Raw genomic sequence first — 21,325 nt, forward strand, 5'->3', positions numbered from 1 at the left:
CAAGACTCAGTCACAACTCTATCATTGAAACACTTCGGAAGCATCCAGACCAGAAGTCTGTGCTTCGGAGATTCATCCTCCCAGCAGGGCCTGGGCGTTTTTGCGGAACTCTCATCGGTGCCGTCACCATCATTTAAGACTAATACTTTTATAGTTTTTAAATTATCTAAGATCACCATATGTATTACATATTGTAGAATTCAGATGAGTGAATCATTTCGATTCTTCCTGCATCAATACCACAGTCAACTAAGCTATCAAACATTCGCTGCATTTCGCATTCGGAAAAATAGTATACCTTCCAAAGGGCATTTTGCTTCGAAAATGTATCAATAGTGTTAAAATAAGGAATGTCAACACCAGCGAGAGAATGACCTAAGATAATAATTTCATCAATATCTTTTTCCTGCAAACGACGCAGTTTATACTTATACTTAGTTATATCTTTATAGGTTTGCTTGTAATATTCTTCCACAACATTGCAAATACTAATTTCTTTTTCGTTAAACACCTGCTCTGCTTCGTGGCGTTTTTCTTGGATATTGTTAATCCTCATTTTATTGCCATGTCCTAGCACGGGGTCATCATCGCGTTGCCGTAAAGATCCATGAATATGTATTATTCTATGCTCGCTCACTCTATACACCGTTTCCAATACAGCTGTATAGTTGAATGTTACATACACTGCGTCATTATCTTTATCGATAAATGTTGTTCTAGGTCGAACATCTCTGATTCGAATGGTTCTTACCCACCGCTTCAGATGCACCGCTAACTGATTTATGTATTCATACTCGTCTGAAAAGTACTGATGCAACGTATCTTCAATACCCACATCACCGCTTTCCAAACCCATATCTATATTAACGGCTTGCTCAACTATGACTTCTTCATCAATGTTAGCGAGGTTTGTCTCCAATTCATTCCATAACATTTCTCTCTTTGCTTTTTCGTCGCTTCTTGGGTAAATGTAATAATGTTCCTCAAAGGAGCGAAGGAAATCGGGATCTATATTCTTCAAGTATTTTCTAAAATCCCAATAATTCGTGGCTAATCCATGGCCTCTATCAAATCCATTTCCTATTACAAATAGCTTCACTTTTATACACCCTCATATCGATTTATTAACGATAAATTTGAATTTTAAATTCCCAACCTCCAACTTTCACGCTTCATCCCATCCCACGCTGTTTAGGATAATAAGGTTTTCCAAACATGATTATAACACCTTTAAAACTGCAAATCATTTATTAAACCAGTCGAACGATACTCGCAGATATGAATAATCTGCAGTCGAATTACCTTCCGTTCTAAAATCACGTTATTGGCTAGAAGATAATTAACAATTTCAGTATGTAATGGATAAGCATTTCGAGAAAGGAAGTAATCGAGTTAATGATTAAAAAAACAGAATGGAAAGCCCATATATTAAAGACTTGATTCGTGAACTAGAAAAACTAGGATTCAGTGAAGATGAAGCAAAAAAAATACTAGTTAGATTCTATAAAACATTAAAACGAACATGGGGACTGAATCCAAATGCTTACGACTTCGCAAAAAAAATAGCTACACTCAATGAAGCTACTAAACGCACAATTGATCTTTCAGACCCTAATCAAATATTTATAGGACATTTGAAAAACAAAATAAAGAAACGCTAATATAAGTTGATCGCTCTTACGAGAGGATTGATAGTTTCCATATTCATGTATGAAAGAACCTCATATTATTACTGTATTTATCAAGGGAATCTTGTCAAAAAGAGATGAGAGATCCTGAAAAGAGGATATACAAACTGCTAGAATCAATTGATCTAGCTAGAGTACAATAGTGTTTCGCTCGAAAGTAGCGAAATAGAAGATGATACACGATGCATTTTTAAAACTAATGAATACCGAGGAGATGTTGCTAAGAAGTAGCCCCATGTTTGTTACAGCTCTTAAGATCACATTGGAAGAGGATATACTAGATAAGTAAATTTAATATAAGGGGATTACTACACAGGTTCTTGTCACTTGGTGCAAAAACCTGTGCTCATTGCCAATTAGTTAATAGTTCAGACTGTTATGCATCCCACTAAGTAATATTAATGGTTGTAGTCCCTTTTTTTGCAACTTTTCACCCTAACCCAACTTTTCTTTACTCGTACTCCTTTTGTTTTCCTTAGTAGAAGATACCTTACTTTTTGCTTTATTCATTTTCACACTCTCCTGAAGTGCTTCTAATAGATCAACTACTACATCAGATTCTTGTACTGGCTTGGAAACAATCTTCTGACCAGCAATTTTGGATTGTATAGCAGCCATAAGTCTTTCTTGCTCAGGATTTGTATAGGAAGCTAAATCAGAAGCCCCTGACATACTTTTAACGATCTGTAATGCGAGCTTCATCTGATTAGGATCTACTGTGATGTTATTCGACAGGTTTGGAACATTTTGAGCTGGTCTGATTTCATTAGTATAATGCATTGTTGCCAACTGAATGCAGGTTCCGTTATTAGGCTTCAATACACATAATTTTGTACTTGAGCGAAGAGTGAATTTGGCAATCGCCAGTCTTTTAGATGCTTCAAGTGCTTTAAGAAGCAAGTAGTATGCATTACTACCATGAGTATCCGGTCCAAGAAAATATACCTTCTGAGTAAACATTAAATCAACTTGTTCTTCTTTCATAAAATCAATAATACTGATCATCTTACTAGCATCTTCATGAATCTTATCCAACTCTTCTTTTTCGAAAGTAACAAATTGATTTTTATCGAGAGGGAATCCTTTTATTAATTCTTCCGGTTCAACAGTGCCTTGACATGTAGGGCAATAGCGTTGGTTTTTAATTGCGCCACTGCAACTTTTGTGAAGCAAATGAAGAGCAACCTCTTTTTCCTCCGTGGCAGCATATAGCTTTACGGGTATGTGAACTAATCCAAAACTGATAGCACCTTTCCATACCGTATGCATGGGAACACCTCCTAATTATCATATTAAAAAGTCATTCCCAATACTAAAACAAATAAACCGTTAACTCATACATTGAGTTAGCGGTTTATTTGTTTTCAAAAAGTTGAAGTGCAAGCAAATGAATTTTTTTGATTTCAGTTGCATTCAACGAAATAAGATATTCGTGGAAGTCATTCAAATATTTATCTTTATCCATCTTTCCACCACTAAGATATCTTCCATACAGAAATAGTTCAGTAATATCAGTCTCTAATGCATCAGCAATTTTTTGAAGACTTAAGAGACTTATATTTTTTTCCGCTCGTTCTACGCCTCCAATATAGGAGAAGTGAACACCGGCTCGTTCACCCAGTTCCTCTTGGGATAGGCCCTTTTTCTTTCTCAGATCCCTTACTCGAGTTCCAACCATTCGCAATATTTGTTCGCTCATACCTACACCTCTTCTTAAGTTTAAACAAAGGCGAGATACGAATACATTAGACTATAAATATCATTTTATTTAATTGATATTTATAAGTATTATTATGTGATTTTGCGATAATACTGATTTTGAGGTGAACAGTATGAATAGAGATGAACATTTTATAGATACAGGGATTGCAACAGTAACATCAAAAGGACTTTATTTTGCAAATAATTATTACACTAGCCCGTTAATGATCAGATTACAATGGTTTTTTGAAGCCGGAAAAAACGGGGAATGGAAGATCCCCGTTTTATTTAACAAAGATGATTCAGCTATGTTGCTAATTTCCAATTTCAAATTCTCGGATTTCGCTTTTCGGATTGAACAACCATATCCACTGGACCAAGAAATCTTAAACGCGTATTACTTAGCATTTAACAACTTGAAAGAAAACAATTAATCGATTTCACTAAAAATAATCTTCATTGAGGTATGAAGAGCGGCGGCTACTTTAATAAGAACGTGAAGGGTAACTGGATATACCCCTTTTTCTAAATTGCTTATTGACGATTGAGATACACCCAACAATAAGGCTAAGTCTCTTTGAGTCAATTTCTGATTTTTGCGGATAGAGCGTATTTTCTTTCCAACCGCTATATAAACTAATTGTTCCATATTTCCCCTCCCTATCGGATAAACTATTACTATTATTTCCAAAATAATAGATTTATAAAATTATAGATTCAAAATAGGAGGTATATTTTTTTGGAAAAATGTGAAGATTCGAAATATTAGCAATGCTGATGAAAGAGGTATCCGGAAATGTATCAACCTGTTACAAAGAGAAAAAGAAATACTAAATATGGTAACAATAATTGGTTTCGTTATAGTCCTAAAATAAACAGAAACGTTTATTTTTATAGCGACCTGGAATTTGATCATTCGTTACTAATCGAATTCAATAGGAATATTATCGATTTCTGTGAACAACCTCTGCATGTGAGGCAGTATATCAATGAGAAATACATTAATACCATTTTCGATATGTGGACTCTAGATTCGAATAAACAGGAGGTCTTTATCGAAGTTAAATATGCAGCTGAATTAGATCCAAATAGTACGGATTTTTCTTTACGTTCGTATAATCAAGTTCAATCCCAACAATTGTGGTGCGAAGTGAATGACTATCATTATGAAATTCATACGGATCAATGGATCTATAACAATCGTCTTTATATAAAGAACTTAAGAAAAATCATTCCATATATCGATAAAAGGAAACCTAAAAATGAAGTGGGGACTCAAAAAATCCTTCATTATTTATCGACTTCAGGAAAGCAAACCATAGGAAAAATGGAAGAAACTTTAAAAGAAATGAGTAAACATCAAGTAAGAGAACTCATTTGTAATCTGTTGTTTGATGGAGTACTATGCTCAAATATCGATTCATGCGATTTTGGAATTAACATGGAGGTGTGGTCAGTTGAGCCGTAGTCGTTATATTGAAAGTTTAACAATTACACCTACTGATTTAGATTATACAAATTGGCCTGATGTACATATTGATCCTCGGGATGAAACTTTTGAAAACAGAAAGAAGGCCGTACAGCTATATCTTGATCAAAAATGTACGCTTCGTGAGATTGAAAACAATACGGGTATACAGCGCAAGGAAATAAATTTGTTTGTAAAAAAATGCTTACAAAGAGATCAGAATAACCGTCTATTGGGATTTACAGCCTTAATCCCTCATAAGCGCACCGGAAAAAGATACTCCCGCTGGGCAACAATAGATGGATTTACTCACGACTCCTCTTTAACTGGTGCCTTTCAACAATTATTAGAGAAGTATCCTCAATTAAATGAATTAGTTAAAGACTATGTCTTAAGTCGAAAACGGAGGAAAGTAGCAGATAACTTTATTCGTGTAAAAGACCTCAGGACAAAATTTTTAAAGCTAGCAAGAGCTCTGGGCATTCAACTCAACGAGTACCCTTTCAATACCCAGAACATGTGCCTTAGATCGTTGTACAGATATGTCGACAAGCTCATTACAGAAAATATGGAGCTAGCCAGCGGAAAGTTTGGTAGAGAAGCTGAACGAATTACGAACCGATTTGACGGAAGAGACTCAGGTAAAGATCTAATCGTTGCTCCTTTCCAAAGCACACAAATTGACGGTCATAAGATAGATCTTCATTTGACGGTTAAATTCACTAATGCATATGGCGACGAATTGGTTGAAGTGTTAAAGCGTATCTGGTTTATTTGTTTAATGGATGAAGGAACACGTGCGGTGATCTCACATCATTTGTGTGTACGAACTGAATACTCTTCTGTCGATTTGTTGCATACATTCAAAAAGGGTATCACACCATGGGAACCTTTGACATTAACAATTCCTGGATTGGAATACCCGGATAGACCCTTTTATCCATCTATGGCTTTTGAAGAAGCAAAATGGGCGTTATGGGATGAATTGAAGTGCGATAACGCTCTGGCTAATATATCAAACATTGTAGAAGATCGACTTACTAAAATCGTTAATTGCTCGATTAATCCAGGCCAGGCTCATTTTCCGGAAGGAAGAGGTATCATTGAAAGGTTTTTCGGATTACTTGAAGAGGATTATTTACATCGTCTCAGCATGACAACAGGCAGTACTCCAAAAGACCATCGTAATGAAGGTGCCATTGAATCAGCTAAAAAATATGAACTAAATGTTGAAGAACTTGAACAGCTGATTGAAGTTGCTGTCGCGCGTTATAATACGGAACCTCATCTCAAATTTGGCATTAGTCCATTAGAAGTGATGGAACAACGGATAAAGTATCGTGGGATGGTTCCTCGCCAATTAAATGAACACGAGAGAGCCGATATCAATTTCTTCACTTATCAAGTTAACCGCATCGTTAGAGGTTCTAAGAAAACAGGAACTAGACCCTATATCAACTTTGAAGGGGAGAGATATACCAGCACATTATTGGCAAAGAATTTCAGCTTAATTGGGGAAAAACTTATACTCGACGTAAACATTGATGATATAAGCGTTTTGAAAGCTTATTTGTCCGATGGACAGGAGCTTGATTTTATAAAAGTGAAAGGCCCTTGGGGAAAGCAACCCCACTCTCTAAAAACTCGTCAATCAGTCAATCGGTTAGTAAGGGAAAATCAGGTGAGGTTTGATGATACAGTTGATCCTATCGATGCTTTCAGTAAGTATCTGGAGGGAAAAGCAGAGAAAAATAAAAAATATAGAAACGAGTTAGTTTCACAGCGTCGATATCAGCAAAAAAATGCAATACATATCTCTGAATTGGAAAACACCTTAGAGACAAAAGTCGGATTTGGTGGAGCTGATCTTTTGCATGAAGAGGGATCAGATAATCAGTCTGATCTTTTTGAAATGGAGTCACTATTGAAGGATTTTAAGACTATATGTTAAAGGATGGGGACCATGGCGAGGATACTGAAAGACAATACCAATGAATATGAAGAAACCCTACTTTCAGATCGCCCTGTTATTCCTTTAGGCAGTCATCCTGTGGAAACCGATGATTATCAAGTTCCTACCAACGAAATCTTGAATGTATTTAAAAAAGTATGTCGTTGGATTCAGCTTCGAATTTCCGGAGCTGTGATCTTTGGGAGACCTCGGCTCGGCAAAACTTGGATGATTAAGTTTTTAAAAGCTAACATTCCATCCTACCTGGCAGTTGATGTGCCAATCCATCATATCGTAAGTCTTCATGGGAAAATCGCTAAAGAAGAAGAGTTTATCGAAACGTTGTTATTCGATATGGATCATGACTTCGCCCTAACTGGTAAGGTTGGAGCTAAAAGACAACGACTCCTTAAATATCTGGAACAGCAAGGAAGTTCTAATCGCCTCAGGATGGTTATCCTATTTATTGATGAAGCACAATGTCTGGATTCCTTACATTTTGAATGGTTGATGGATTATTACAATAAACTGGATTTATTAAAAATATCCATCGTCATTTTTTTGGTAGGTCAGCCACAGCTTCATTCACAGAAGACGATCTATAGTCGTGGACACGAAGATCAAATCATTCAGAGATTTATGATTGAAGAATATAAGTTCTGCGGACTTAAAACTGATGCGGACATAAAAGCATGTCTAAAGTGTTTTGATGATAGAAGTGAATATCCGAAAGACAGCGGATGGTCATTTACCCGATATTTTTTCCCAGAAGCTTTTGCCGCAGGTGAACGACTACATAATTTTTCAAAAGATATTTTTGATTTATTTAGTGAATTAAGGATTAAATTCAATATTAAGGGCCCACTTGAAATACCCATGAAACATATGATTACCACTGTAAAAATCATAATGATTGATTATGGGAAGAACAGTGAAAAACACACGTATTGGATTAATACGAAGCAGTGGAAAGATGCGATTCTAAAGACAAACTATATTGTTTCTGAACAACGAAAATCATTTGAGAAATAACAAGAAGGAGGGAGGATGATGAAACGAAGTAAAATACTTGCGAGAGAAAATCGCTACGGAAAGAACAAGGAAAACTTACTTCCTAACTATGAAAATGAGTTGAAGAAAGATAAGTGGGATGTAAGGAATCTAGGGATTCCTTACAATAAGACGAGAGGAGATTACTATCTCTCCTTTGAGAACATCCCTGTAAATTTCAGACCATTGGTAAAAAAGTATGTCATTAAGAGAGTTATTGAAACGGATAGTATCCAATGGGACACATCTCGTCAGGATGTCCGTCGTTTAAACATATTCATTTCTTTTTATAGCGAAATACATCCAGATCACTATACTCTACAGGAAATGACACGCATAGACTTTATAGAGTATGTAGATTTTCTTAGAAGGCATCCCATGGGAGGGGAAAGCCCATCACAATACCATAATCAGCCCCCTAGCGATTATTATATTTGGTCAATGGTCGCTAATATCGAAAATTTCATAACCTATATGCAACGGTATGGGTGGGAAGAAGCGCCGATAAAACCATCAAGGTCGTTGATTTATCAAGAAGACAGACCAAAATTAGAGAAAAAAAAGGTCACTGAGTATACTTTTTGTGGCGATCATGTTTGGGAACAAATAACCACTAAATTTCATTTACTAGATCCCCAATATGTACCCATCGTAATTTTATTGGAAGCGACTGGATTTCATTTAGTAGACCTTCTTACACTTAAACTGGACTGCTTGCAAAAAAGAGACGATGGTTATTGGATTGTTTCTGAGCGAGATAAAATTAAGTCCGTTCCAATAAGTGAAGACATTTATAGCATGGTGAAAGCTCAAAAGATATTTATTCAAGATAAATTTTCGGAAGAAGAAAATCCTGATCGCTTCCTGTTTCTGAAGTATAAGGGGAAGTTGAATTATCGTGGCAGAACATATTTGCAACCTTCTCTTATACGTCAACTGAATATTTTTGCTGAAGAGAATCAAATTAAAGATCTGGACGATAGAGTTTTTCGTTTTGGAGCGTCACCATTTCGGCACCGTTTTGGTGTGAAAAAAATCAGTAATGGGGCCAGTATCCTAGATGTACAAAAACTATTGTCAAATGTAACTCCAGAAATGGCTGTTATTTATGCCAAGATCCACGATCATAATTTACAAGTTATTTGGGAACATTCTCATGAAAATGGGGCTGTACGCCTAGACCCGATAACCGGTGAGGTCATCCAGACTAAAATCCTTGATCAGGCCTATGAAAATAATGTAGATATCGATTGGTTAAAGAGAAATCTAACTGAAATCAGACTTGAACAAGGTTATTGTATTAAATCCCCTCGTACCCATTGTCAATTTTTGAGTCAAACTCATGAACAGCCCTGTATAATGTTTAAGTGCTCAAGCTTTTACATCGATTCTTCTTTTCTTCCTTATTACGATCAACAGATTTCCATGATTAATCAACAAATTGAAGAGGGAAGTATGCACGGGAGATCTCGTTTAGTCGAAATATTGAAGGGAAAGTTAGAAAAATTCGTTGAAATAAGAGAAAAAATTAACACTCAAAGTAAGGTGGAGCAGTCTGATGAGTATGAATCAAGTGGATAGTCCCTTGAAGGGATTCGAATCGCCTTGGTCTATCATTGAAAAGATCAAGAAAGCAAATGTTGTAAACTCACGGCAACTGTTGCAGAGATATGGACCAGAGCTTCCAATAACAGGCGGTTCTATTATTAGTAAAAAATACTTAAGTTTATGGACTTTTGAAGGATTCGATCACCAAAAACTTACTCAAGCACTAGGGTATTCATTAAGTGACCATACCGAGGGCATAAAAAAAAGATTAACTCAGATGTTTCCAACCTACATCAAGTCAGAATCCCTGTTTAGAGACACTCTTCATTTTTGCAAAGAATGCATGAAACTGAATTATCATAGCTTGTTGCATCAATTCAAATTTATAGAAACTTGTCCGTTTCATCTGTGTGCCTTAGACAGCGAATGTCCATCTTGTAAGAAATCCATCCCCTATTTATTACCCCGACATGAGTACGAATCGGGGTTTATTTGCAATTGTGGAGAATGCATAAATAATCAAGATGTCCAACAGCATTTAGTAGCTAGTCTTACCTTAAAAGATCCTAATGTTATCGCATGGTTAAGCCTAACAGAAGAAAATATAGAATGTCTTCAAAAAACAGTGATCTTCAGACCTTTTTTAGTGTCGAATTTAAACTTGATGGAAGAAATGATAAACCTTGTACAAGTAAATACTGACGAAGTTCACTACTCATCAATTTTTGATTTGAATATTGATGTACCCAATAGAGATACTGTGGAAATGAACTATAAAGATATTTATTTATCGCTTGCAAAAACACTAGAAGCATTTGAAAAACACCTTTTGTGTACTACCCTAAAAAAACATCAACATTGTATAAAGAGATTTGTTGGTATGTACAAGAGAAGAGATGAAAAGTTCCCACCTATTTGTCCCTACGCCTATGCTTACGTGTTTTGGAAAGAGAGTGTTTACCATATCAACCCTTTTATAAATGAGGGGAAGAGATATACTCATAAAAATATAAAACCTTTTGATCTTCCATTTCATTTTTTTGAAGAAGGCTTTAAGGAGCTATTGATGGTCTTTAATCGCAGTGATTATCGGATGATGAAGTGGATATTAAATCACTTATTATGGGAAGTAGCTAGTAAACATTTCAATAAATGGCTAACAATCGCTAATCAGTATGCCAAATTACAGATTAGACCTTTAATTGATTCCTCATACAAAGAAACTGACACAATGATCTTGTTTAATCTAAAGAAGAAAAAAATGCTGAAATATACTAATGATGAAACGCTTATGATCACAACATATTGTCCCTTCGAAAGTAAACCTACATTTGATCCTGAAGAGATTTCCTTTCTCCCAATGCGGTTGGCAATGTCAAAAGGAATGAGTGAAGAGAAGAAAGCAGCAGAAAAATACTTACAGGGATTGAGAATTCTCACTACGATTAGATAATCAATTTGAAGGTATCATCGTAAAACTCATTTCTGAAATCCCAATAATACAGTTTGTTTCAAAAGAAATATAAAGTTAACAAAGGCTTTTCTACATATTACTACGGATCAGACTACGTATTTACCTTTTGTAATTCGTCCAAGTGCGGTTCACTTATTATTTAGACCCTGGGCAAGAACTTAATCCCTTTTCCAAAAAAAGACGAGAATACATGCCATAAATTCATTTTTTAAGATGTTAAATTGAGAGAATAGTTAGGAAATGGTTACACTAAGAGATACTCGGCAAATTGTAAGTACATCAAACCTTTTTTTACAACAGTTTCTCCATAATCATCACGTCTATAAATTCCCCATCCATAACACCTTGCTTCTCAAAAATGCCAACCTGTCGATAATCCATTTTTAGATATAATCTTTGGCCCCCTTGATTGAATGGGAAGGTGAAGAGAACGATTTTATGAAATTCATTTTCTTTTGCTATCTGCTCTAAGGACTTCAATAGAGAGCTGCCGATACCTTGCCCACGAAACCTGCGATCAATATAAATAGAAAGATCAGCTACGCCCCTATAGGCGCATCGTTGTGAATAGGGGTTAAGAGAGGCCCAACCAAGCACTTCTCCTTCTCTTTCCGCTACAACAACGCTAAAACGTCCCTGGTGATCTTGGAACCATGCTTCCATATAAGACGAATCTTTGGACTCGGTTTCCAATGTAGCAATCCGATCCTCAATACCCTGATTATAAATGCGAAGGATACTTTCTGTATCCGCTGATGTTGCCTTACGAACAATTAACGCAGTCATCATCTGTACCTTCCCCCTATATAAAATATATTTATTTATCACAATAATCACATAAATACGATGTTCTGTTCGAACCTAGAAATCAAATATTCATCGCAGGATTAATAATTTAATGCAGAAATAAATAAGGGGAATCACCCTGTTGCTGGTGTGCCACATCTGCAGTGAGATAAAGTACGTACACTTTGATCATTAGGATTTTGCGTTCTTCTGGGAAGGATCGCGTGCTACGCAGTTATTCAGTAAGCCTAAGCGCCGGGTCATGATCTGAAATACTTTTCGTAAATTTTCCATTAATTTCACCTTATAAATAAGTTATAATCCCGAAAGTTGCAAAATGCAAGTAAAAAATAAGTATGACTTTAATCAATACGTTTTACATTGCGATAACATAAAGTGCGATCATTATATAATGATTTAATTATATAATGATATACAAATAGAAAGGGGTTGAGAAGAATGCAACAACCAATTCATCTTTATTTTCTCTGTATCCAGAATCGTTGCCGAAGTCAAATAGCCGAGGCTTTTGCCAGACATTATGGTGGTGATCATGTGGTCGCTGAAAGTGCCGGACTTGAATCCGGAGATATCCATCCATATACCATTGAAGTCATGAAGGAAATAGGAATTGATATTTCAAACAAAAGCTCAAAAACAATTGACATGAAAACGTTTATGCAATCGAAAGTCATTATAAAGTTATGTGAACAAGTCAATGAAAAATGTCCAATCGTTCCCTTTGCCATCAAAAATGTTCAATGGAATGTTATTGATCCGTTAACACATGATGGTCTTCTGGGAGACGTAAGAGCTGCAAGGGACGAAATCCAACAGAAAGTTATTGCGCTATTGAAGGAAATGAAAATACCAGTTAATGAGTAAAAATCTTTGTATCGATTTCGGGTGTAGTATCATCGAGTATTCAGTTGTGGTCATGTGGATGAGCATTGTCCGCATTGCCTTCAAGAGTGGAAAAGGTACAATGAGGTTCGAAGATCTGGCAAAATTTTAAATAAACCTAATGTATCTACAGAAATAGCCTTTCTTGATTTTGAAGGAATCAAACAATAATATATGATTATATATTATTTTGTTCGTATTCTTGAGAGGACTGTGTATATGTTCGATATAGAAATGGCTGAAAAACTGAAATTATTAGGTGACAAAACCAGACTCACAATAATGGGACTACTGAAAGATAAAGAATGGTGTGTGTGTGATCTAGCGGGAATCTTAGATATGACACAGCCCAATGTCAGCCAGCATTTAAGGAAATTAAAGGCGCTGGGAATGGTTAAGGAAAGAAGACGTGGACAATGGGTATACTATTCACTTGATGTGGATGATAAACCCTTTATTCAAACCGTTCTAGATACCTTTCCCGATACCCAGACGTTGCTGTTTTTGCTAAAAGAGAACTATACTGAAGCTGATTGTGATTAATCGAATGATTTAATTTCACAAAGGACTAAGCAGATGCTGATTTGTATATTACCTCTTGCTTATATAAGCATATGGTTATATAATGATGGAGGAAAAGGAGGAACGGAATATGAGTTTTTCTCTAGATGATTTGGATGAAATATCATTGGTATTAAAGCTTTTGGGGGATAAAACGAGGCTTACCATGATGAAATTGTTGGAGAAGCAAGAATGCTGTGTATGCGAGCTTGTCGAAGTTTTCAAAACGAGTCAACCGTCTGTCAGTCAGCATTTACGCAAACTAAAGGATGCAGGTCTGGTAAAGGAAAATCGGAAGGGTCAATGGATTTTTTATTCAATTAATTCTAATAGTAATCATAATGAGTTAATCCAGAAATTGATGAACTTTGTTCCTTCACAAGATCATGAATTGGAAGAGCTCGATAAGAAAGGTCTTAGAATTTCTTGTAATTAATACGTGCAAGGATCTAAGTGATAAGGAAAACTTATCAAAGGAGATTGAACAATATGAGTCAAAGAGAAAAAAAGTTGTCTTTCTTGGATCGTTATTTAACCTTATGGATCTTTGCGGCAATGGGAATTGGGATATTGATCGGCTTTTTGATACCTAGCTTTTCGGAAGGTTTATCGAAGATGCAGGTCGGTTCGACTTCAATTCCTATAGCCGTGGGATTGATTCTGATGATGTATCCACCGCTCGCTAAAGTGAAGTTTGAGAAACTGGGAAGAGTATTTAAGGATTGGAAAGTCCTACTGCTCTCCTTGGTGCAGAACTGGATTATAGGTCCAGTATTAATGTTTCTGTTAGCCATCTTATTTCTGAGCGATATGCCGGAATACATGATTGGATTGATCATGATAGGTTTGGCTCGATGTATCGCTATGGTTCTCGTATGGAGTGATCTGGCAAAAGGCGACCCGGAATATACAGCAGGTTTAGTGGCTTTTAACTCCATTTTCCAAATCATTTTTTATTCCGTCTTTGCATATTTGTTCATCACAGTAATGCCCGGATGGTTTGGCGTACAGGGAGCAGTCGTTGATATTACGATGGGGCAAATTGCGGAAAGCGTAATGATTTACTTGGGTATTCCATTTGCAGCTGGAATATTGACGCGAGTGATTGCACTGAAGACAAAGGGTGAGGCTTGGTTCGAGAAGGTTTTTTTGCCAAAGATTGGTCCTCTTACTTTGATTGCCCTCTTATTTACAATCGTGTTGATGTTTTCACTTAAAGCAGATTTAATGATTCAGCTACCTATGGATGTCGTTAGAATCGCTATACCATTATTAATATACTTCGTCATTATGTTTTTCTTGTCCTTCTGGATGTCCAAAAAAGCGGGAACTTCTTATCCGGTAGCAGCCTCACTTTCTTTTACTGCAGCCAGCAACAATTTTGAACTGGGTATTGCAGTGGCCATCGGTGTGTTCGGATTAAATTCAGGGGCGGCATTTGCCGCTGTTATCGGACCGCTTGTTGAGGTGCCTGTTCTTATCGGGCTTGTAAACGTCTCTTTATGGTTCGGAAAGAAGTACTTTAATAAACCGTCACCTGCTGCCTAAACAAAGCATCAAAAATATAGTTACTATTACCTTCAATATAAAGGAGATTATCTTTCATGGAAAAGAAAACAATTTACTTTTTGTGTACTGGAAACTCTTGCAGGAGCCAGATGGCTGAAGGCTGGGCAAAGAAATACCTCAGTGATGGGTGGAATATTTACAGTGCAGGTATCGAAGCACATGGTCTTAACCCTAAAGCAGTGAAGGCTATGAATGAAGTAGGTATTGATATCACGTCTCAGACATCCGATATTATTGATTCAGAGCTATTAAATAACGCTGATCTGGTGGTTACCTTGTGTGGAGACGCTGCTGATAAGTGCCCGATTACACCTCCAAAAGTGAAACGGGAACACTGGGGATTTGATGATCCTGCGAAAGCGCAAGGAACTGATGAAGAGAAATGGGCTGTATTCCAGCAGGTCCGTGATCAGGTCGGAGCACGAATTAAACAATTTGCTGAAACCGGCGAATAAGGAATAGTCCAGCCGGGAGAAATCCCGGCTTTTTTCTACAGAAAGGAGATTAATTATATGAACTATATTGAAATCTATGATCCAGCGATGTGTTGTTCCACAGGAGTATGTGGTCCGAGTGTTGATCCGGAATTAATTCGGATCTCTGCAGTGGTGCATAACCTGAAGAAAAGGGACGTCAATGTTTCCCGTTATAACTTGTCCAGTGAGCCGGCTGCTTTTGTTGCGAATGAAGTTGTTAAACAATTACTGACTGATGAAGGTCCAGATGTATTGCCTGTAATTATGGTAGATGGTCAGGTCGTTAAGAAACAAGGTTATCCTACTAATGAAGAGTTAGAGAACTGGACAGGGATTCCGGCTTCTGAACTTACGATGAAGCCTAGAGTGCGTTTAGAACTAAAAGTGAAGTCACAATAAACGAAAGAAGGGTCAACATGTCTATTCGGTTCGATCCACATACCATCCTGAAAACGCCATATTTTTTCTTTACAGGTAAAGGTGGCGTTGGGAAGACTTCAACTGCTTGTGCAGCAGCAGTTGCCTTAGCGGACGCCGGTAAACGGGTTCTGCTCGTGAGTACCGATCCGGCCTCTAATTTGCAAGATGTCTTCGGCCGGGAGTTGTCTAATCAACCCGTCGCAATTGAAGGTGTGCCCAATCTTTTTGTCGCAAATTTAGATCCGGAGTCCGCTGCGGAAGAGTATAAAATGAAAGTTGTTGCCCCGTATCGTGGAGTCCTACCTGATTCGGTTATCAGCACCATGGAAGAACAGCTATCCGGTGCTTGTACCGTTGAAATTGCAGCTTTTGATGAATTTACGACGCTGCTTACTAATGAACAATTAAAGTCTCAATTTGATCATATTCTGTTTGATACCGCACCTACAGGTCATACATTGCGTTTATTACAATTGCCATCGGCGTGGAGTGGATTTCTGGATGAAAGTACGCATGGTGCATCTTGTCTGGGGCCTCTGGCTGGTTTAGAATCCAAAAAAACACTATATAACGAAGCCGTCCGCACCTTATCAGATGGTGAAATGACGACGCTAATTCTGGTTACCCGTCCGGAACAATCTCCGCTAATGGAAGCAGCACGTGCATCGTCAGAACTTCGGGGAACAGGTATCAAGAACCAAATGCTGGTCATTAATGGTTTGCTGTTATCTCACAGCGAAGAGGACCCTGTATCTAAAGGGTTTTATAACAGACAGCAGTGGTCTTTGGAACAAATGCCGGCTGAACTCCAGAAACTGCCGAGTTATGTTATTCCATTAGCTCCATTTAACGTGACCGGGCTTGAAAGCTTACGTAATCTCTTTCAATCGGCTCCGTCGGCATCTGCTGAAAAAGTAACTGCCGTGGAGATTGACCGTTCCATTCCGGATCTTGGTGGTTTGATTAATGATCTGGAGGAAAGTGGTATTCGGGTGATCTTTACAATGGGTAAAGGTGGCGTAGGGAAATCCACAGTAGCTTCTGCGATTGCTGTAGGGCTTGCAGAACGTGGACACCAGGTTCATCTCAGCACGACTGATCCTGCCGCCCATCTAGAGTATGTGTTTGGAGAGAATTCTGATCGCATCACACTCAGTCGGATCGATCCCAAAATTGAACTGGAGAGATACCAAGCTGCAGTCATTCAACATAATTCAGAATCGCTTGATGAAGAGGGACTCGCTTTTCTAGAAGAGGATTTAAGATCGCCATGCACAGAAGAAATCGCTGTATTTAGGGCTTTTGCTGATTTGGTTGAACATTCAGAAGAGGAAATCGTAGTGATTGATACGGCGCCGACAGGGCACACCCTATTATTGCTTGATGCAACACAGGAGTATCATAAAGAAATTGCCCGTTCCTCTGGATGGATTCCAGATTCCGTTCAACATTTGCTCCCTCGTCTTCGTAATCCGAAGGAAACCAGTGTCGTAATCGTCACATTAGCGGAGGCGACCCCTTTTTATGAAGCATCTCGTTTGGAAAGTGATTTGAAGCGTGCCGGGATTCCAACAAAATGGTGGGCCATCAACCAAAGCTTTGCTGCTGCAGGAACAAATGACAAAGTCCTGAATGGACGTGCTCATGCCGAGCTGCAATGGATTAGTAAGGTTAAACAAATCTCTAATGGTCATGCGGCAATCATTCCTTGGCAACCGGACGAAATTACAGGTTATGAACAATTGAAGGCCTTGACAGAAAGTATCTCGAGGTAGGAAAGAGAGTGAATGAGAATAATGACGATTACGGATGAAGCGAAGCAGTTTATTGAGAACATGATGAAGGAGGCAGGAGTCTCTACTTTGAGGTTTGCATATTCCGGAGCAGGATGCTGTGGACCCAGTTACCAATTATCGCTTGAAAAACCGCAAGAAAATGATGTGGTGAGTGTAGTAAATCATATTCAAATTGCGTCAGATTCCCGGGTGGCTGACCAAATCAGCGGACTTGTTCTTGATTTTGTGCAGGACGAGCAAGGCGCAGGACTAACTATGAGTGGCGGCAGCAACTGCTGTTAAGCCGACAGGAGAGAGCTATTATGGCAAATTACCACGCACTTATCGAGAATAAAGTATATATTGGTGGAGAGAACGCTTTGCTTGAAGCCCTTAAAGAGAATGAGATTACAGATGTGTTTGATCTGAGAGATACCGGAACGGAGGCAGAAGGCTTTCCAGCCGAAGTAACCCGTCATCACTTCCCAATCGTAGAGGATGAAGCAGGTCAAGGGTCTTATGTGAAAGCAGCTATTCAGGCAGTTACAGATGCAGTGAACAGTGGAAAGACGGTGTATTTCCATTGTGCAGGTGGGCGTAATCGCACAGGAACAGTAGCCACTGGAGTTTTACTTGAACTAGAAATGGCTTCTACCGTGGAAGAAGCGGAAGCTTTGGCCAAAGAAAAACGTCCAGACATCAATATCAAGCAAGAAATGCGTGATGTGTTGAGAGGGTTTTATGTCAGCAGGAAATAAAGTATTAGACTGAATATCTTTATTTCACGCGGCTTTTCGAATTGTCATACCGTCAGACCCCATAAATAAGTTTTCAACTGACCATAAAAATTGAAATAGCGACAGCAAAGGACGAGAAAATAAAGTCCTTGACTGTCGTTATTTCATTGAACTAACGTTCCCCGTTAGCCATACATGCAGCGCGAGCGCTGCACCACAGATGATGAAAATGGATCGACGAATCTGTCCATACTACTACTATGGCTGGGAGAGGAAGGTCGATCAACTATGGTGCCTTAGAGCCCATCCGTTAGTCTGACTCCAACGACCACGGTGCATCACAGATTGTCGCTCCCTTTTGGGAAGCACTCATGGGAGATTAATCCTACCTGCGTATACGGCAATTTGCTTTTTTTCTAAACTCTCCCTTGAAAGCACCTATCCACTCTCCTCTTATTGTAGTGTTCTTCTAATGTCTGTTTATACGTATTGTTTTTTTATTTCTAGGTTTCCCCATTGATAATAACTATGAATAAACCAATTTTAATACGAACGGGCAGGATAGCTCAATAATATTTGTTTAAAGAATTAATTCCTAGTTCTTTTTCGCTTTCATTCAAGTACCCACTTGAATGAAAGCGAAAAAGAGGGTATATTATATTCAAGCGGATACTTGAATGATAATGGAGTGAGAAAATGGATAGAAAAGATACTTGTGAGATTTATTGTTTCGATGAAGAAAAGGTGACTCGAATACGCGGGGATTTACAAACTATTGATATATCTAGTGTTTCCCAATTGTTTAAAGCAATAGCTGATGAAAATAGAGCGAAAATTACCTATGCATTGTGTAAGGATGAAGAGCTATGTGTTTGTGACATAGCAAATATAATAGGGTCAACGGTGGCTAATGCTTCTCATCACTTACGAACACTTCATAAACAAGGGGTTGTGAAGTATCGAAAAGAAGGGAAGTTGGCATTCTATTCATTAGTTGATGAACACATTAAACAGTTAATCATTATTGCTTTAGCACATAGTAAGGAGGTTGAGATAAATGTCTGATCAACAAACGAAATTATCCGAACAAGAAATGAAAACCTATAGGGTTCAAGGGTTTACCTGTACAAACTGTGCAGCTATCTTTGAAAATAATGTTAAAGAACTACCAGGTGTACATGATGCAAAAGTGAATTTTGGAGCATCTAAAGTTTATGTTAAAGGTACGACAACAATTGCAGAATTAGAAAAAGCTGGAGCATTTGAAAATCTAAAGATTCGCGATGAAAAAGAACAAAGAGTAGAACGTGAACCATTTTGGAAGCAAAAAGAAAACATTAAGGTGTATATTTCAGCGATATTGCTTCTTATTAGTTGGCTTTTAGGAGAGCAATATGGGGAAGATCATCTTCTTCCGACGATTGGTTATGCAGCGTCCATTTTAATTGGCGGATATTCACTATTTATTAAAGGTCTAAAAAACATAAGCAGATTAAAATTCGATATGAATACGTTAATGACCATTGCTATTTTAGGAGCCGCGGTAATTGGTGAATGGGGTGAAGGAGCAACAGTTGTTATTCTTTTCGCTATCAGTGAAGCATTAGAGCGTTATTCAATGGATAAGGCTCGTCAATCTATTGAATCATTGATGGATATTGCACCAAAAGAAGCGATAATTCGTCGTGGAAATGAAGAAATGATGATCCACGTTGATGATATTCAAGTTGGAGATATTATGATCATAAAGCCTGGTCAAAAATTGGCTATGGATGGAGTTGTCATTAAAGGTACTTCTACGTTAAATCAGGCTGCGATTACGGGTGAAAGTGTTCCAGTAACAAAAACAATTGATGATGAAGTGTTTGCTGGAACATTGAATGAAGAAGGGTTGCTTGAAGTTAGAGTAGCAAAACGAGTTGAAGATACTACACTTTCAAAAATTATTCATCTTGTTGAAGAAGCTCAAGCAGAACGAGCACCTTCTCAGGCGTTCGTGGATAAATTTGCGAAATACTATACACCAGCTATTGTTATCTTGGCTCTGTTAATCGCTGTTGCTCCTCCATTACTATTTGGCGGTGATTGGAGTGAATGGATTTATCAAGGTTTAGCTGTATTAGTGGTTGGTTGTCCGTGTGCATTAGTTGTTTCAACTCCGGTTGCCGTCGTCACTGCAATAGGAAATGCTGCAAGAAATGGTGTTTTGATCAAAGGTGGAATCTATTTAGAAGAAGCAGGAGCCCTTAAAGCGATTGCTTTTGATAAAACAGGGACATTAACAAAAGGTATTCCTGCAGTAACAGACATCGTGACGTATAGTGGAAACGAAAATGAATTAATGACGGTAACTGCAGCTATAGAAAAAGGATCGCAACATCCACTTGCTTCAGCCATTATGAGAAAAGCAGAAGAAATCGGATTGAACTTTAATAGCCTGTCAGTTGAAGAGTTCCAATCTATAACAGGTAAAGGCGTAAAAGCAAAAGTAAATAATGAAATGTATTATGTTGGAAGTCCAAATCTTTTTGAAGAATTGCATCAAACGATTGAAACTTCCATTAAAGAAAAAATTATTCATATGCAAACAGAAGGAAAAACTGTAATGGTGTTAGGGACGAAAATAAAGATCCTGTCGTTAATTGCCGTAGCAGATGAAATGAGAGAATCGTCCAAAGAAGTCATCAGTAAATTAAATTATATGGGAATTGAGACAGTGATGCTGACCGGTGATAACCAAAGAACCGCAGCAGCAATTGGAAAACAAGTCGGTGTTTCAGATATTAAAGCTGATTTACTTCCCGAAGATAAGTTGAATTTTATTAAAGAACTTCGAGCAAAGCATCATAGTGTAGCAATGGTCGGGGATGGCGTGAATGATGCACCGGCACTTGCAGCTTCTAATGTTGGTGTAGCGATGGGTGGTGCCGGGACTGATACAGCCTTAGAAACGGCTGACATTGCGTTAATGTCTGATGATTTAAGTAAATTGCCATATACCATTAGATTAAGCCGCAAAGCTCTTGTCATCATCAAACAAAATATTACCTTCTCTTTAGCAATTAAAATAGTGGCATTACTGTTAGTTATGCCTGGTTGGTTAACGCTATGGATAGCGATATTTGCCGATATGGGGGCAACATTGCTTGTGACATTAAACAGTTTAAGGTTATTGAAAGTTAAAGAATAAATGTAATTATGTAATCTAGGCAGTAATC

Annotated in this window: 23 protein-coding genes; 18 read left to right on the forward strand and 5 right to left on the reverse strand. The window is 37.8% G+C overall.

The features are described 5' to 3' along the window. Window positions 1–184: 184 nt before the first annotated feature. Window positions 185–1,099 carry a bacteriophage abortive infection AbiH family protein gene (locus R50345_RS15555; protein WP_042127980.1) on the reverse strand — a complete coding sequence of 305 codons (915 nt, stop codon included), beginning with the start codon at window positions 1,097–1,099 and terminating at the stop codon, window positions 185–187. 313 nt (window positions 1,100–1,412) lie between these two features. Between R50345_RS15555 and R50345_RS15560 the strand changes: the two genes are divergently transcribed. After that, complete coding sequence (locus R50345_RS15560) at window positions 1,413–1,661, forward strand: hypothetical protein (RefSeq protein ID WP_042127981.1); 249 nt, start codon at window positions 1,413–1,415, stop codon at window positions 1,659–1,661. A 462-nt stretch (window positions 1,662–2,123) separates the two neighbouring features. Here R50345_RS15560 and ku read toward each other — a convergent pair whose 3' ends face one another. Together ku and R50345_RS15570 are read right to left on the reverse strand one after the other, a co-directional pair. Then, window positions 2,124–2,957: a non-homologous end joining protein Ku gene (gene ku / locus R50345_RS15565; RefSeq protein WP_052414617.1), complete on the reverse strand. Its 834-nt coding sequence runs from the start codon at window positions 2,955–2,957 to the stop codon at window positions 2,124–2,126. Window positions 2,958–3,042: 85 nt separating this feature from the next. Continuing rightward, on the reverse strand, window positions 3,043–3,387 hold the full coding sequence (locus R50345_RS15570; RefSeq protein WP_042127982.1) for a helix-turn-helix domain-containing protein: 345 nt from the start codon (window positions 3,385–3,387) through the stop codon (window positions 3,043–3,045). Window positions 3,388–3,520: 133 nt separating this feature from the next. On the opposite strand from R50345_RS15570, the gene R50345_RS15575 reads away from it, so the two are divergent. Next, the gene (locus R50345_RS15575; RefSeq protein ID WP_042127983.1) at window positions 3,521–3,823 is read left to right on the forward strand and encodes a hypothetical protein; all 303 of its coding nucleotides are present in this window, start codon (window positions 3,521–3,523) and stop codon (window positions 3,821–3,823) included. Here the strand turns inward: R50345_RS15575 and R50345_RS15580 are convergent. Further along, complete coding sequence (locus tag R50345_RS15580; protein ID WP_042127985.1) at window positions 3,820–4,038, reverse strand: helix-turn-helix domain-containing protein; 219 nt, start codon at window positions 4,036–4,038, stop codon at window positions 3,820–3,822. The genes R50345_RS15575 and R50345_RS15580 overlap by 4 nt on opposite strands. A 147-nt stretch (window positions 4,039–4,185) precedes the next feature. Here R50345_RS15580 and R50345_RS30335 point away from each other — a divergent pair, with 147 nt between their 5' ends. The 5 genes from R50345_RS30335 to R50345_RS15605 are packed head-to-tail and all read left to right on the forward strand — an operon-like array spanning window position 4,186 to window position 10,859. Further along, complete coding sequence (locus R50345_RS30335) at window positions 4,186–4,857, forward strand: PDDEXK family nuclease (protein WP_052414618.1); 672 nt, start codon at window positions 4,186–4,188, stop codon at window positions 4,855–4,857. Further along, complete coding sequence (locus R50345_RS15590; protein WP_042127987.1) at window positions 4,847–6,808, forward strand: hypothetical protein; 1,962 nt, start codon at window positions 4,847–4,849, stop codon at window positions 6,806–6,808. The genes R50345_RS30335 and R50345_RS15590 overlap by 11 nt, the downstream gene beginning before the upstream one ends. 3 nt (window positions 6,809–6,811) lie before the next feature. Then, window positions 6,812–7,840: an ATP-binding protein gene (locus tag R50345_RS15595; RefSeq protein WP_081954096.1), complete on the forward strand. Its 1,029-nt coding sequence runs from the start codon at window positions 6,812–6,814 to the stop codon at window positions 7,838–7,840. Between the two features lie 18 nt (window positions 7,841–7,858). After that, the gene (locus R50345_RS15600; RefSeq protein ID WP_052414619.1) at window positions 7,859–9,439 is read left to right on the forward strand and encodes a site-specific integrase; all 1,581 of its coding nucleotides are present in this window, start codon (window positions 7,859–7,861) and stop codon (window positions 9,437–9,439) included. Beyond that, on the forward strand, window positions 9,417–10,859 hold the full coding sequence (locus R50345_RS15605; RefSeq protein WP_042127991.1) for a TniQ family protein: 1,443 nt from the start codon (window positions 9,417–9,419) through the stop codon (window positions 10,857–10,859). The genes R50345_RS15600 and R50345_RS15605 overlap by 23 nt, the downstream gene beginning before the upstream one ends. 312 nt (window positions 10,860–11,171) lie before the next feature. Here R50345_RS15605 and R50345_RS15610 read toward each other — a convergent pair whose 3' ends face one another. Further along, window positions 11,172–11,666 (reverse strand): arsinothricin resistance N-acetyltransferase ArsN1 family A, encoded by a 495-nt coding sequence (locus tag R50345_RS15610; protein ID WP_042132212.1) that lies wholly within the window; start codon window positions 11,664–11,666, stop codon window positions 11,172–11,174. Between the two features lie 459 nt (window positions 11,667–12,125). Here R50345_RS15610 and R50345_RS15615 point away from each other — a divergent pair, with 459 nt between their 5' ends. The 11 genes from R50345_RS15615 to R50345_RS15665 all read left to right on the forward strand — a co-directional run bounded on the left by R50345_RS15615 (window position 12,126) and on the right by R50345_RS15665 (window position 21,297). Next, complete coding sequence (locus R50345_RS15615) at window positions 12,126–12,551, forward strand: arsenate reductase ArsC (RefSeq protein WP_042127998.1); 426 nt, start codon at window positions 12,126–12,128, stop codon at window positions 12,549–12,551. Between the two features lie 252 nt (window positions 12,552–12,803). Beyond that, the gene (locus tag R50345_RS15620) at window positions 12,804–13,112 is read left to right on the forward strand and encodes an ArsR/SmtB family transcription factor (RefSeq protein ID WP_442950194.1); all 309 of its coding nucleotides are present in this window, start codon (window positions 12,804–12,806) and stop codon (window positions 13,110–13,112) included. 109 nt (window positions 13,113–13,221) lie between these two features. Further along, a complete protein-coding gene (locus R50345_RS15625) occupies window positions 13,222–13,566 on the forward strand; it encodes an ArsR/SmtB family transcription factor (protein WP_042128002.1) in 345 nt (114 codons plus the stop codon). Between the two features lie 53 nt (window positions 13,567–13,619). Continuing rightward, window positions 13,620–14,678: an ACR3 family arsenite efflux transporter gene (gene arsB, locus R50345_RS15630; protein WP_042128004.1), complete on the forward strand. Its 1,059-nt coding sequence runs from the start codon at window positions 13,620–13,622 to the stop codon at window positions 14,676–14,678. Between the two features lie 56 nt (window positions 14,679–14,734). After that, window positions 14,735–15,154 carry an arsenate reductase (thioredoxin) gene (arsC, locus tag R50345_RS15635; RefSeq protein ID WP_042128006.1) on the forward strand — a complete coding sequence of 140 codons (420 nt, stop codon included), beginning with the start codon at window positions 14,735–14,737 and terminating at the stop codon, window positions 15,152–15,154. Between the two features lie 57 nt (window positions 15,155–15,211). Beyond that, window positions 15,212–15,574, forward strand: a complete 363-nt coding sequence (arsD, locus tag R50345_RS15640; RefSeq protein WP_042128008.1) for an arsenite efflux transporter metallochaperone ArsD — start codon at window positions 15,212–15,214, stop codon at window positions 15,572–15,574. A 17-nt stretch (window positions 15,575–15,591) separates the two neighbouring features. After that, window positions 15,592–17,370 (forward strand): arsenical pump-driving ATPase, encoded by a 1,779-nt coding sequence (arsA, locus tag R50345_RS15645; RefSeq protein ID WP_042128010.1) that lies wholly within the window; start codon window positions 15,592–15,594, stop codon window positions 17,368–17,370. Between the two features lie 12 nt (window positions 17,371–17,382). Next, window positions 17,383–17,673, forward strand: a complete 291-nt coding sequence (locus R50345_RS15650; protein ID WP_231573779.1) for a HesB/IscA family protein — start codon at window positions 17,383–17,385, stop codon at window positions 17,671–17,673. A 20-nt stretch (window positions 17,674–17,693) separates the two neighbouring features. Further along, complete coding sequence (locus R50345_RS15655; RefSeq protein WP_042128013.1) at window positions 17,694–18,128, forward strand: protein-tyrosine phosphatase family protein; 435 nt, start codon at window positions 17,694–17,696, stop codon at window positions 18,126–18,128. A 675-nt stretch (window positions 18,129–18,803) separates the two neighbouring features. Beyond that, window positions 18,804–19,172, forward strand: a complete 369-nt coding sequence (locus R50345_RS15660; protein WP_042128015.1) for an ArsR/SmtB family transcription factor — start codon at window positions 18,804–18,806, stop codon at window positions 19,170–19,172. Continuing rightward, on the forward strand, window positions 19,165–21,297 hold the full coding sequence (locus R50345_RS15665) for a heavy metal translocating P-type ATPase (protein ID WP_042128017.1): 2,133 nt from the start codon (window positions 19,165–19,167) through the stop codon (window positions 21,295–21,297). Before R50345_RS15660 ends, R50345_RS15665 begins: the two co-directional genes overlap by 8 nt. Window positions 21,298–21,325 lie beyond the last annotated feature (28 nt).

Source organism: Paenibacillus sp. FSL R5-0345 (assembly GCF_000758585.1).
GTDB lineage: Bacteria > Bacillota > Bacilli > Paenibacillales > Paenibacillaceae > Paenibacillus_AQ.